At 53.9% G+C, this 12,973-nt stretch carries 11 protein-coding genes; 2 read left to right on the top strand and 9 right to left on the bottom strand.

Translation table 11 applies throughout. From position 1 onward, the window contains the following. Positions 1–120: 120 nt before the first annotated feature. Together C1J05_RS21245 and C1J05_RS02675 are read right to left on the bottom strand one after the other, a co-directional pair. Positions 121–1,203 (bottom strand): hypothetical protein, encoded by a 1,083-nt coding sequence (locus tag C1J05_RS21245; RefSeq protein ID WP_162797888.1) that lies wholly within the window; start codon positions 1,201–1,203, stop codon positions 121–123. A gap of 4 nt (positions 1,204–1,207) precedes the next feature. Continuing rightward, positions 1,208–2,791: a ShlB/FhaC/HecB family hemolysin secretion/activation protein gene (locus C1J05_RS02675; RefSeq protein ID WP_162797887.1), complete on the bottom strand. Its 1,584-nt coding sequence runs from the start codon at positions 2,789–2,791 to the stop codon at positions 1,208–1,210. A 210-nt stretch (positions 2,792–3,001) separates the two neighbouring features. On the opposite strand from C1J05_RS02675, the gene C1J05_RS02670 reads away from it, so the two are divergent. Further along, positions 3,002–3,463 (top strand): hypothetical protein, encoded by a 462-nt coding sequence (locus C1J05_RS02670; RefSeq protein ID WP_162797886.1) that lies wholly within the window; start codon positions 3,002–3,004, stop codon positions 3,461–3,463. A gap of 64 nt (positions 3,464–3,527) precedes the next feature. On the opposite strand, the gene C1J05_RS02665 is transcribed toward C1J05_RS02670, so the two are convergent. The 7 genes from C1J05_RS02665 to C1J05_RS21635 form a co-directional block, all read right to left on the bottom strand. Further along, positions 3,528–3,854 carry a hypothetical protein gene (locus C1J05_RS02665; RefSeq protein ID WP_114868907.1) on the bottom strand — a complete coding sequence of 109 codons (327 nt, stop codon included), beginning with the start codon at positions 3,852–3,854 and terminating at the stop codon, positions 3,528–3,530. Between the two features lie 2 nt (positions 3,855–3,856). Then, positions 3,857–4,384, bottom strand: coding sequence for a hypothetical protein (locus C1J05_RS02660; protein WP_205389038.1), 528 nt, complete (start codon positions 4,382–4,384; stop codon positions 3,857–3,859). 467 nt (positions 4,385–4,851) lie between these two features. Next, positions 4,852–5,622 (bottom strand): hypothetical protein, encoded by a 771-nt coding sequence (locus C1J05_RS02650; RefSeq protein ID WP_114868906.1) that lies wholly within the window; start codon positions 5,620–5,622, stop codon positions 4,852–4,854. Positions 5,623–5,696: 74 nt separating this feature from the next. Further along, a complete protein-coding gene (locus C1J05_RS02645) occupies positions 5,697–6,203 on the bottom strand; it encodes a DUF805 domain-containing protein (protein ID WP_254684684.1) in 507 nt (168 codons plus the stop codon). Positions 6,204–6,544: 341 nt separating this feature from the next. Continuing rightward, a complete protein-coding gene (locus C1J05_RS02640) occupies positions 6,545–9,859 on the bottom strand; it encodes an ATP-binding protein (protein WP_114868905.1) in 3,315 nt (1,104 codons plus the stop codon). A gap of 437 nt (positions 9,860–10,296) precedes the next feature. Beyond that, a complete protein-coding gene (locus C1J05_RS02635; protein WP_114868904.1) occupies positions 10,297–11,316 on the bottom strand; it encodes an IS110 family transposase in 1,020 nt (339 codons plus the stop codon). 505 nt (positions 11,317–11,821) lie between these two features. Then, positions 11,822–11,998 carry a hypothetical protein gene (locus C1J05_RS21635; protein ID WP_205388955.1) on the bottom strand — a complete coding sequence of 59 codons (177 nt, stop codon included), beginning with the start codon at positions 11,996–11,998 and terminating at the stop codon, positions 11,822–11,824. Between the two features lie 241 nt (positions 11,999–12,239). On the opposite strand from C1J05_RS21635, the gene C1J05_RS02630 reads away from it, so the two are divergent. Further along, positions 12,240–12,968, top strand: coding sequence for a gamma-glutamylcyclotransferase (locus tag C1J05_RS02630; RefSeq protein WP_162797885.1), 729 nt, complete (start codon positions 12,240–12,242; stop codon positions 12,966–12,968). The last annotated feature ends 5 nt before the right edge of the window (positions 12,969–12,973 follow it).

Raw genomic sequence — 12,973 nt, 5'->3', positions numbered from 1 at the left:
GTTCGAATTCGTCTGACAGCACCCAGATGACTGCCTTGAGCCCAATCCGGAAATACTCTTTTCGCCACACTCACAGGTGCAGCAATGGATCGGTTGAAATCCCTCGCTTAGGACAAAATCTCAGTTCGCGCGACGTTTGATCGATATGATGCAATCAGCATGCTGCGGGTGAAGAGCTGGTAAGTCTCGGCCCAGTACATCAATTGAACCGATATGGCGCAACGCTCCAGAGACTGAAACACGCTGATCAACGAGCGATTTTCGCTGTCCATGGCCACTGGCAACACAGCGCCACGGTTGTCCGCCCTCCAATGCTTCAAATTCTGGTAAATTGTGCTGTTCCTGTCGGCCGGGGCTTCTCGTAATATGTTGTTTTTTGAGTGCGGGAGCCGTTGTCGCCAATTGGTGAGACGTTGCCCCCCCTTTTGCAACAGGTTTTTGTGCAGTCGGTCGAGGTTTCGGCCGCGGTACCATAATCGGTTTGGCCTGCTGTGCCTTCGGGGGACTGATTGAAGGCGTTTTTCCGTTGGTCTTGCTTGGTATGAGCGACGGTATCAAGTATGGTGTTCCCTGCGGTGTTTTTGACGGAATAGCTGTTGGTATTTGTTGTGGTATCTGCTGCGGTACCGGAAAGGGGATCGCACCGGTTGCCGTAAAACTGGGTTGTGCTATGGGCTGTACTATGATCGTTGCCGGAACTTTTCCGTAGCCGACAAAGGTCTGCGGAGGGTTGGGTTGAATTGTCACAACCGGCAGGCCATATCCGGTAAAGGAAGGTGCAAGCTGTGAGGTTACTGTCGTTACGGGCGATGTCCCTGTGATTATTTGCGGTGGCAGAGGACGCAGCGTGATAGTCGGCTTCCCAGCGCCTGTTATTGTAGGTCCCGGCTGCCCGACGATTGGCGGCACCTGACCAGTCCCGGTGATCGTTTGCCCCGGTTGCGGAGTTACCACAATGACCTGGGTAGGCAACCCACCAGGTGTTTGCGGATTTGTGGGGCCTGTTGCAGGTTTTTGATTGGCAGTTGGCACGCTTGAAGGTGTCTGGCTAGGTTGCGTTGAACCCGAGCTTCCACAACTTGGACCACGGTGCGGATTGCCTACACCGTTACACCATCCATAGTGATTACCATTGGCTGAACCCTGTGCCGCGACGATTGCGGCAACAATGGATAGAATTGCGGCGGATATATAGCGTTTCATAAGGTCACCAGCTTTTGGAAAGGGCAAGATAGAAGGCAGGATCACCCGAGTCCGTCTCAGAACCGGATGTCATCGGTACGGCGACATAAGCCTGTGCGAAGAACCTGTTTTCAAACTCAAGATCGAGTCCAACACCCACAGAGGACAGGAATTCTCCGTCTATTTCTCCAACGGACGGTTCATTGTTGTCCACGTAACCTACATCAACAAAACCAAAGGGTCGAAACCGTCTGACAACTTTAGATTGGGGAAAGAAGTCTCTTCCAGCTTGCAAAACTGCGGAGAAACCGGAATCTCCCTGGACTTCTGCGAAAGCGTATCCACGCTCATCGTCGATTCCACCAAGGTAGAACTGTTCAATGCTTGGAAGACGATCATTCGTATACTGCCCCCATAATTCGGCGCGAAAACTGGAGTTCTCACCGAACCAGGATACGGGTTGTTGGTATCCGAAACCTACGCGCAGGTGCCAAAAGTCCTTGTCACCATCACTAAATCCAACCGCATCGCTTGTGCGCGAACCGACCGCAAAGTTTGTGGCATATTCAAATGCTCCACCGTTTTGCAGGGCGCGACCGTAAATCCACGACGCGGCAATTACATTAACGGTGCTTTCAAAGTCCGTGCTGACGCCATCAACATCACTGTCGGAACTTGATCTGCGTGCCTCAAGTAGCGCGTACCCGTAAGTATCCACGTCGCGGATAACCGGGTGACCGATCGCAAGGATAGCAGTATCCCCGTCAAGGTCCGTTTGGCGCAGCGTTCCGGTAGCATCGCGATCTCCAACAGCGTTGCCCAGATAAACCTCGCCGTAGGTGCCCGAGAAACCAAGGGGCGCGCGATATATGACGGAGCCATACAGATCGTTCTCGTCGCCGTCGAAGGCTGCGGTGCCAGATAATTCAAAGCGAAACAGATCACCGGGTGTGAACAAGCTGACAAATTCCTGACCAAAGGTCAGTGTTGCCGCATCCCCGAACTCGCGCGCAGGGTTGTCCAGCGTTACATAGCCAGAGCTTGTGTCTTGCTGTTCGGCCACAACACGGACATGTGCTGTTTCCTGTCCATCGGGGTAGTAAATTTCGGCCGAGGCGGCAACGGATTGGATATCTTCGGTCAGCATCACGGCGCGCTCGAACTGTGCGAGCGTCACACCCTGCTTGCCGACAACGGGACGGAAATAACCGTTGATGAGATTGAACGTCCTCTGGTCCACGCCTTCAATGGAAACAGAGCCAATTTCGCCTTCATCGACAATAATTGTGTTCCCGTCGCGGCTGACGCGCGCTTCCGCAAGGAAATAACCGTCTTCACGGTATATTGTCTCGATCGTGCGCGCGATCCCTGCAGCGGTAACAGCACCGGTTCTTTGCAGTTCAAGCTGTGCGGCAAAGCTCAGGATTTCTTCTGCATTGTAAGCGCCCGCTCCTTGCAATTCAAAAGTTTGCGTTTGAGCCTGAACGTCTGTGACACCGACTATCGTCAGGATCGTAGCAGTTAATAGGCACACAATCGTATTTGCTGCTTGCAGCTTGTGTCGGACATAATGTTGCAAATGCTCAAACCTCAGCATGTTTTTAGACAAGTATACAACTAAAAACCAAGGCGAAACTATGGCAAATGGTGACCTGCTCAGTTTTCATTTTGATTGATATCAAAACATCACAACCAAAGATCAAAAGCGCTTCTTTAATGCGTGTGTGGCATCAGTATACTAGATGGCCTTCGCGCTCATGATATTTTGCCTTAAATTGTTATCAGCGCAAGTCAGCCACTTCGCGAAAAGGACAAACAAATGTATCGTTCACTATTAGCACCACTGGTTTTGATAGGGATCCTGGGAGGTCCTGCATCTTCTCAACCTCTTTTGGAGGAGCCTATGGCTTTCAATCCTTACAGTGAGACTGCAATGGCGATCACGGGACCGGTAATCTTGTCTACCACAAAGATGGTTTTCGAGACCGGCAAGTTTATTGATCTCGAAATGTTACACTCTCAGAATTCTGGTGGTTGGGGTGCTTCCGGTGATGTGCCAGTTGCTCAGGTATTTCGGGTCTTAGGTAACCCGGGGCCGTTGCGACGTGGGAACATGCTCTGTGGTGATCAGCCGGTGACATACATGGCGGCCTGGAATGAGGAAAACTCCGGATTTGAGACCTTGGGCATTGCAATGTTTACTGGGCTGGATGTGCCGACAGGTGTCGCCGCCCAAGGTATTTGCGCGACCTATTTTTTCTCGATGGATGCCCTGAATTAAGTTGTCGGGCAGATCATTCTATTGGGCTGTATCTATCGTTTACTGATGTCGAAAAGAGTTTGGTTCAGCGATAGGGAATGCTGAAAAACGTGTAGCTGTTCGTCTGGGTGAGCGTTCCCGCTCCTGTCTCCGCCATTAAACTGGACATAGACGCGCTTCCAGTCGGGCAAGCAACAAGATCAGCTGCGTCATCTAGGAACTCGGAGGTGAAGGCGCTTTCACCAACAAGTTGGCATTCATCTGTTGGGCCACGGTATCCACGGACAAATAAAAGCTCGGGATCGGGTTCGCTGATTGCAAGATCCGGTGCAGTCTCGACACAACCCGTCACTAGCGTTGTCATGACCACGGCAAGCAGGGTGATAATGAGAGGCTTGAGGTTATCAGTCATTACTATTCCCACTTTGCTACAGTGCTGCGCCACATCATTTCGTCATCGTCCCAAACGCTAGCCACAACGCAGGGGCTTGGGCTGATCCCGTCGCACTGCGAATAGTGCACATTCGCCAAGAGAACCCTGTGGGGACCGATCTGTGCCATATCCCAACCCTGATTGAGAAGTGAGCCGATATTATAGCCAATCAGGAAATGAGAGACACATCCCCCTGTGCCGCAATACATTGAAGGTACAGAAGAGCAGGCGAACCCGGCTTCGTCCAGCACCCAGTCGCTATAGAGGTCACCATCAAGATCAACCCTGTGCACGGCTCCGAATTCGACGGCGAACTGCCCGTTGTCCAAATCTGAACATGCCCGCTGCGCTGCCTCCACTTTTTCAAGTAACTGCGCGGGTAGAGCGGACCAATCCTGGGCATTCGCCGAGACGCCGACGAACGCCACGCCGACGACTGTCAGGAAGACAGCCCGGCTGGCTTTGACATTGGTTTTGCCGACTGACCACACTTTTGCTCTATCCTCCATTCATAAAGCCTGCGTCAACCATTCAACTGCGATGAGGGGCTCGCGCCTGTGTCCGAACCATCCCAAAAGTGCCAACCGCCCAGATGAAAAGGGCGATGGCATTTGTCGCTATTGATGCCCGGAAGGCGGCGCGCCACGGCTGCGTCAGAGGAAGCCTTCGTCTGTCAAAGACATGATGCCTTCGGTCGTTCCATCTCCGTAGGTGATACACTGCCAAGGTGCTGCATCTGGTCCAACGCCGACGATTACTCGGATATTGGCCTCGCGCGCCTCGGACGACAGAACCCTAACTTGACTATTGCCCGTCGCTTGGGCGACTGCTGTCAAACAATCCTGGTTCGCGCGACTTGGAGTTGAGCTTGTGGAGCCGGTATCTTCTACGCAAGCCGTCAGCAAAGTTACCAGGAGCAAGCCTGGAACGAGTTTATGTGCTTTTTTCACGTTGTATGCCTTTCTTGTTCGACGTGTCAGTTGCATTGTTCGTAGGTGTAATCGCCGAATTCTATCCAGTTCCGCCCCCCATCGCTGAAGACGAGAAATTCGGACCGGTCTTCGCCGAGGAGCGCGACTTGGAAGCCTGCCGGCGGCTGTGAGTTTCCGAAGAAGCTGTACGAGGTCATCGCGCGGATGGTTTCGCCATTGACGGTCACGATCGCATCCCATTGGTCGCCCGGCTGGCCCACGATGGCGTATTCAATAACTCGCTGCACAGCACCGCCGCCGCAATAGACAATGCCTTCAGGCGCTTCCATGGACTGCGACGATGACGCGTCGGAGGTACAGGCCGCGCGTAGCGAGCGCACCGCGGCTCCGGACCCTTTCAGCGTGAAGATGCCATAGGACACATCCTGGTCAATCATCGATAGGTTCAAGACGGCATTCTTTGCGATCTGGTCCAGCACGAAATCATAATCTGCTTGGTCGTCGAACCGAACCTCGACAGGATAATTGTCCACGATTGAGATATCCGAATTATCTGATCCCGCTTGGAACGCGCCAACCTCAGATGCACCGTTCTCCATAAAACGGAATGAGAGGCCTTGCTTGGCGGCTATGTCTTCAGAATCCTCATATCCGGCGGGAGCGAACCGGACCCTGTCGCACTGCAACTCAAGGCTCATGTTGCCGGTCTGGATAAAGGCGTTGGGATTTGGTTGCCCATTGAAACTCCAGTCCGCAGCTGCAGCGGATGACATCATGACCATGAGGATCATAGTGGCAATTAGATGTCTCTTCATAAGTAATCTCCCAGGCAACCAAGCCATGTTTCATCATGCCACAGCGAACCCCCAGACTGGTCCACATCATCGGTTTATACTACAGGCGGACCATATTCATTCGTAACTTCCTGTGAAGGCCTACTAAGCCACCAGATCATAAGGAGTAAAAGTATAAGCTGAAGAACTGCGACAACCATTAACCCAGTGACGCCAAGCAAGGCTGCTGGACCACGCAGCGCTTCAGGGTCGTCCGCTCCTTGTTCAAGAACTGAAAAAACAGCAACGCCGCTGAAAAGCATGATCATCGTTACAATGCTCAATGCCGCGGGCAAAAGCAGATACCAGCCAGGCCTTCCGGTGTCATGCAGCCGACGCCACCCGGCAGCAAGCATGGGTATGGCTACCGCGAGCTGGAAGATCGGGGTCAGGACTTGCACGCCTTCACCGGTATCAGGGTTAACACCGAACAACGAAGTATCGATCACTGCGAAAACAACGCTGACGACAAAGACGAACAGAGCAAACCACCAATACTCGGAGCGTGCCGCCCGCCCTGAAAAAAACGAAGTATTTTGCAAGGCACGTTTTGGTTGCTTCAATGAAACCCATGTTTGCGTTCTCCCAAGATAAGATAACGAAAAGTTTCAAACACGTGGAAACAATTTGCAAGCATTTACATCTAATAAACTACCCAGATGCTGCACCAGCATCAGGCGGCTTCGTCCTGCGTTGCAGTCATTAATGGACGACATAGCGAACGGCAGTTCAGAGCCCAAAGTTCCCCAAAATCTGTGTCGCAGCGAACGTCTGCTATCGCGGGACACCCAAAAACTTCAGAAACGGCTTCGGTTATGAGCGGGTTTTTGAAATAACTTGAATGACGGCTGAAGCTGTCGTTTGCGATGCTTCAGGTTAGGTTTGGTTTTGCACCGGAATTTTTTCAAGCTATGCCGAGAGCCCGGTTGATGGCAGGCACTGCGGACACGAGTCCGATCCGCTGGGCTTCGTCCCGTAAGCGGTTGAGCGTGGCTACCGCCTCATCATCGCGCGCGCCTTGCTCCCATGCGGTAAGCCCGCGCGCCCGCGCCGAGTAGTATTCCGACCATGGGAGAGTTTCGCCCGGCGGAAACGCCGCAAGAGCATCGGCATAGCGGCTGACATCGTTCCAGTCGCCCCGATCAAGCATGACTTCGATGGCATCCCGGAAGAAAAAAGGTTGGTTATGTCCGACACAGCCGCTTTGGATGATCGCTTCGGCTTCTGCCAGCGCATCATCTTGTTCATTCGTATCTTTTGTAATTCGAGAAAGATGTCCCAGCATTCTGGGTCCACCGAAAGAGAAACCCAGTTCCCGCGCCGCTGCGATCGACGTTCTGATCTTGGAAAGTGCCTCAGCCGACCGGCCCTGCGCATTCAGCCGGACACCCATAAATGCCATCGCTTCTTGGCTGAAACGCACAGATCCGAGCTTTTCTCCAAGAGCCGAAACATAGTTCCCGTACTCTTCGGCCGTCGACCAGTCGTTCAGTTCTGTAGCGGCGAACAGGCAGGCCGTCGCGGCGTTGAGTTCGGCCCTGTCATGTCCGACGCGGCGCGCTGCCTCAATGACCGTTTTCCCAAGTTTAATGGCCTCACGGAGTTCGAGCCGAAAAATTTTAGTCTGGCATATCTGCGCGGCGTTTGCGACTTCCGTGCGACCGAAAGCGTGCTCTCGACAGATTTCGACACATTCGGAAAGCACGTCATGTGAAGTGCTCATACGACCGGCTACGTAGGCCGCGTCGCCTAGCCCGCCCAGCCCGCGCGCCTCCCCTTCGGCCGATCCGATTTGCCTTGCGAGATCGATGCTGTGTCTGTGACTGGCTTCGCAGCCAGTGATGTCGCCTTTCGGGAACAACAGATTACCCCGCAAATGATGCAGGCGCATCAGGACGTCCTTGAGATCTTGCGCTTCGGCGATTGGTTGCGCCTCGTCCACAAGAGCAAGCGCTTCGTCTATGCGTTCAACGATGCGCATTGCTTCGGCGATACCCAACAGGGCGATGCTCCGTTCCGTTTGGTTGCTGTGCCTGGCAAGCGCCTTTTGCCAAGCGTCAATCGAACGCTCCGGTTCACCAAGCTCTCGCAGAAGTTCGCCTAGCATTGCGTTGAGGGCAAAAACGGTCGACGGCTCCACCGCAAGCGCCAGGCCGCGCTCTGCCAAGCGACGGGCGTGTTCGAGCCTGAGAGATTTTACCTGCGCCTCGGCCGCTGCGCGGTAAGCTTCGGCGGCACCCTCATGCCCGGCCTGTTCCAGATGTTCGGCACGCAATGGCAGATCGCTCTCTTTAAACCAATCTGCTGCGGCGAGGTGCAGCTCATTTCGTCGGGATCTCAGCAGCGAGCCATATATGACATCCCTGACAAGCGCATGCACGAATAGAAAATCTTCGCCTTGCTCCCGGACAAGCTGGTGCAGTGTAAGCCGTGAACAGTCGTAGCCGGTATCGTCAATCAAATGCTGCAACGCGACAAGGGTGAAGCGCTGACCGAGAACCGATGCGGCCTGAACGACAGCCTTGTCTGCGATCGGCAGCCTGTCGATGCGCGCCTGTACGATGCTCTGAATCGAACCGGGAACCTGAAACTCGCCGGTTTCCTCGGCACTCCGAAGAAGCTGTTCGAGGAAAAGCGGGTTGCCTGCAGCCCGTTCGATGCAGGTTCGTGCGAACTTGTTTGCCGTACCGACAAAGTTTGCCGCCATCCCCATAGCGTCGGCAGGGCTCAGCGGACCGAGATCAAAGGTCATGAAGGACGTGCTGGCGATCTGACCCCGCCAAGACGGACCAAGCGGATCGCCTTCGATTCTCGAAGTCAACACAATCAAAATGGAGGCGTCAGAAGCGCCACGACCAAGTTCGGCGATCTGCTGAAGCACGATCTTTTCCGCCCAGTGCAGATCCTCAAAAACGATCAGTCGTGGACGTTTGTTACTCAAGTGGCGGGCCAGGGTGACTACCGTCTGCAGCTTCCCGACATTGCGAGTGAGATTGTCCATCGCATCGTACATTGCCTGGCTCTCCGCCGACTGCGGCAGATCGAGAAGGTCGTTGAGGTGGGCCTCACTTTTTTCCGAAACTGCTCCGTCGGAGATTGTCTGCCGCATTGCCGCCTGTCTGCTTTCCAGATCACCTGCGGCGGGCAGGTCGAGGAGACTGCGCACCAAAATCCGCACAGGGTCCTGTCCCTTGCCGACACCGAAGTCGAGGATCTGAGAGCGATGACAGACGAAGCCGCGATCAACAGCGAGGCGGCAAAATTCAGTTGTCAGACGGGTCTTTCCGATTCCAGCATCGCCCCGGATATGGATGAGCTGTCCCTGTCTGGCGTCCTCGCAGGCTTCAAGTGCGATCCTGAACTGCCGGGTTTCTGCCAATCGGCCTACGAACGGGCGTTCAGGAGGCGCATCAGACGAGTTTTGGCTTCCGTGCACTGAATAAACACGAACCGGGACGGCCAGTCCCTTCACCGAGATTTCTCCCATATCAGTTGCTGCGAGTGCGGTTCCAACAGCCCGACGGACTATTTCAGAGACATACACATCGCCTGCCAGCGCCTTGTCTGTAAGCCTTGCGGCAAGGTTCACGGAATCTCCGGTTACCGTGTAATGGCTGTCTGATCCGAATCCGCTCGCTACGACTTCTCCGCTGGCAATCCCTATATGGGCCTCCAAAGGGCGGCCAATGCGCTCCGAAATGCCGGGCATTGCCTCCTGAATCGCGACTGCAGCCCGGACGGCTCTTTCCGCGTCGTTCCCATGCGATACTGGCGCGCCGAATACGGCCATCACGCTGTCGCCGACATGCTTGTCAACTGTTCCTCCGAAGTCGCGGATGAGTCCATCGACTACTTCAAAATACACAGCAAGTAACTCATGCACTTCCTCAGAATCTATTGACGATGACAGTCTGGTGAACCCAGACAAATCAGCAAACAGAACCGTCACTTGCCGTCGTTCGCCCGTGTGTTTCTGCGCAATTACCCCAGGGTCCTGCGCACCAACTGCAACGGCCTCATCTGGTTGATCATCAGCACCGAGGCTTGCAATCGCTTCCAGTAGCTTGCGTCTGTGTCCCACCGCGGTGACACCGATATCCTTCAGATCATCAGCCGTTAGATGAGCGAGCACCTGCCCATCGACACGGTTCTCCTCAAAGGCGAAGAAATATTCGCCAAGCCCGAGACCTTCAAGCCAAGCGCGTATATCGATCTCCATGCGGACGATATCCTTAGTCTGTTTGTTGTCTGTACCAGAAAATGTGTCGTTGGGTCTATTGCGAAGGGTCAAAAGGCCCGGTCGACGACGTCAGCGAGCGTCCGAAGGCGGCTGAATGCGCCATTTGGAAAATCTGAGCGAACGACCGCAAAGTCCGCAACTGAGACCTTCGTTGTGACTGCATTGAACGTCCTCTGTGGATGGCTCCTGCATTGCAAGACATTTTTGACGTTTATTGCGGCATTTAATCAGTACAGTCGTCTGTCCGGCCTGTTCACGTGGTGATCTGCCACTGGCCTTGATGATTTCCGCAAGCGAGGTTCCAATCGGCTTCACGGCCTAAAGAGGCCATCGTCATTCCCGGAGTGTCCTCGCTCTTGGTTGACTTATTCCGCGTCATCACATCATGCGTCTTGCATTTCTGGCAGGTTTCCCGATCAGGTGATCGGCTGCCGGTAATTCTCCTGCCTCGTCAGCATTGCCCAGATCACGCGCGCCGTTTTGTTTGCCATGGCAACTGTTGCAAGCCGAACCGGCTTTCCAGCGAGCATCCTCGCGGTCCAGATATCGACTTTCTCGGGATGAAGTTTTGCCATCAATGCGCGCGATGTCATGCCAATGATAAGGAGTTTCCTGAGGTAATGATCACCTTTCTTGGTAATCCGCCCAAGCCTCTCTTTGCCGCCACTGGACTTATTGAGTGGGGTTAAGCCCAGCCAAGCGGCCAGATCTCGTCCGGTTTTGAACTGTTTGGCGTCGCCGACGGTCGCCACGATGGCTGACGCCGTAATCGGGCCAATCCCAGGCACCTGCATCAGTTGGCGTGCGTTGGCATCTCGTCGAGCATGGCTCTCGATCAACTTGGAAAAGCCTTCAATTCGGGCGCTGAGCCCAAGGAGTTGATAACACAAGGTGCCGAGAACCCCGTTCGCCAGTTCGGGAATTTTAGGTTGATCACCTTCCAGGTGGCTTTTGGAAAAGCGGACCACAGCCTCAACCCCGGTTGGGAGAACATAGCCAAACTCACGCAGCATCCCCCGTATCATGTTTGAGACCTGGGTTCTCTGGCGGACGATGAGTTCGCGCGTGCGGTGAGCGGTCAAAAGAGCTTGCTGGTCTTCGGTCTTGATCTCAACAAATCTCATCGTCGGGCGGCCAACCGCTTCGCAGATTGCCTCTGCATCCACTGCGTCGGTCTTTCCGCGTTTGACGTATGGCTTGACGTAAGTTGCTGGCATCAAACGGACATCGTGCCCTAACTTGCTAAGTTCTCGACCCCAATGATGGGCCGAACCGCAGGCTTCCATACCGACCACACAAGGCGGTAGGCCCTCAAAGAACTCTAACAGTTTTGCGCGTTTGATCTTCTTGTTGAAGACCTTGTCGCCTGTCACAGAAACTCCATGAACCTGGAAAACATCCTTGGCCAGATCCAGTCCTATGGTTTTTACTTGCATTGGGTGGCTCCTCTCAAAAGCAGATTCTGACACCTGCATTATGGCGCATTGCGACGCCGGGTGGAGCAGGAGCCATCCACTTCATCCGCTTTGGCGAATATCGGCGCGGTGCGCGTATGTGAAAACCTACAAGCCTGTAGTCTATCCCGTCAGATAACTGATCGGAGCGACCAGGAAACCAGCAATGACTTGCACTAAGGATAGACCAGATACCTGCGAAGGGGGGGTATAAAAGTTCAAAGCATTCAGGTCAGGGGACCGGCGTGGGTAGACAGATTTTTCCGAGTTTACTTTTAGAGGGGGGGCTTCTGTAAAGGCAACAGGTGTGATGGCAAAATGGACCGCAAAGAACTCTCGATCAGCATCCGGGACAACCATTCTGCAAAAAAACGTCGGCTTCAAATCGGATGCTGCCGCAAAGGCAGCCACCCGTTACATGCGCGGCTCGGTGCGCCACAAAAAAGCAAGTTTCAAATGTGGGCAAATCTGCTTCTGGCGCACTAGATCACTTCTTATCCCGTGCCGACTTTTCTTCTTTGGTCAGCTTGTTGTTCCAAACATTGTTACTCAAACCCAGTTCGGCTTTTAGCGGTTTGGTTTTTCCGATGTCCACCTTGCCGCCTTTGTTCAGAAACTCCTGAATTAAGGCATCATCTGTCGTTTTCTTTGGGATTTGTTTCATGAATACATACTTACTCGCTTGATTGCATTCTTGTCACGCATCATCTGAGCGGTCAGGCGGGGTCAGCTGATTTGTTGCATTGACGGGTCTGATGCACGAAACAGCAGGATCAATGCACAAGGAGATTGTGACATGATGATCTACGGATTACCCCGCACGCTTCCTGATGCTTTTTTGGCGACGGTGTCCTGCAGCGCATTCTACTCTGGTCATCGGTGCTGAAAACCAACAAGACTGCTCTATGCCTTTTCCAGAACATGTCTTTCAACACACCCCCGCCCTTCGCGATCTAATCACCCATCCAGAGTCCTCGGAGATGCGTTTCGGGCATGAATATTTCGATGAACTGGATAAGCAAGCTGAGGCCGAGGGTTGGCCACCGGGATGGCGCATGGACCACGACGCGCGAGAAGCCAATCGCCAAACGGTCCTAGCGGGACGATGGTCTCGGGATCTTTGGGTTTTCGCCTATGGCTCTTTGATCTGGGATCCTGCGGTTTATGTCGAAGAATACCGGCGTGGCGGTTTATCAGGCTGGCGTCGCAGTTTTTGTATGCTGCTGGAAGGCGGCCGCGGCAGCCATGATCGGCCCGGGCTTATGGCCGCGCTTGATCAAGGTGGGCAATGTGACGGTGTTGCCTTCAGGATCGCTGCAGATTTAGTGGATCGCGAGACAAAATTCATGTGGCACAGGGAGATGTTTGCCGGTGCTTACTGTCCTGTGTTTCACGAAGTTGAAACGTCTCAAGGGTCAGTAGAAGCATTGGTCTTCGTCATGGACCGAACGAACCGCTGCTATATGCCGCATCTGACCGTCGAGGAAGCGGCTCGGATGATTGCAGTCGCCGAAGGCGGGCTTGGCCCAAATTTCGATTACCTTCAGTCGTTGGTCATGCATCTAGACGAATTGGGCATCCAAGACGATGACATGAAGAGACTGCACGCTTCTGCTCGTGCATTCCGAAAGTAACTTGG

This window comes from Sulfitobacter sp. JL08, from assembly GCF_003352045.1.
Classification (GTDB): domain Bacteria; phylum Pseudomonadota; class Alphaproteobacteria; order Rhodobacterales; family Rhodobacteraceae; genus JL08.
This window is presented reverse-complemented; position numbering and strand designations above follow the sequence as displayed.

What these genes read in the sequence shown, in the direction of transcription:
- C1J05_RS21245 (WP_162797888.1), bottom strand. Translation starts at nt 1,203, where the DNA reads ATGAAACGCTATATATCCGCCGCAATTCTATCCATTGTTGCCGCAATC.
- C1J05_RS02670 (WP_162797886.1), top strand. Translation starts at nt 3,002, where the DNA reads ATGTATCGTTCACTATTAGCACCACTGGTTTTGATAGGGATCCTGGGA.
- C1J05_RS02665 (WP_114868907.1), bottom strand. Translation starts at nt 3,854, where the DNA reads ATGACTGATAACCTCAAGCCTCTCATTATCACCCTGCTTGCCGTGGTC.
- C1J05_RS02660 (WP_205389038.1), bottom strand. Translation starts at nt 4,384, where the DNA reads ATGGAGGATAGAGCAAAAGTGTGGTCAGTCGGCAAAACCAATGTCAAA.
- C1J05_RS02650 (WP_114868906.1), bottom strand. Translation starts at nt 5,622, where the DNA reads ATGAAGAGACATCTAATTGCCACTATGATCCTCATGGTCATGATGTCA.
- C1J05_RS02640 (WP_114868905.1), bottom strand. Translation starts at nt 9,859, where the DNA reads ATGGAGATCGATATACGCGCTTGGCTTGAAGGTCTCGGGCTTGGCGAA.
- C1J05_RS02635 (WP_114868904.1), bottom strand. Translation starts at nt 11,316, where the DNA reads ATGCAAGTAAAAACCATAGGACTGGATCTGGCCAAGGATGTTTTCCAG.
- C1J05_RS21635 (WP_205388955.1), bottom strand. Translation starts at nt 11,998, where the DNA reads ATGAAACAAATCCCAAAGAAAACGACAGATGATGCCTTAATTCAGGAG.
- C1J05_RS02630 (WP_162797885.1), top strand. Translation starts at nt 12,240, where the DNA reads ATGCCTTTTCCAGAACATGTCTTTCAACACACCCCCGCCCTTCGCGAT.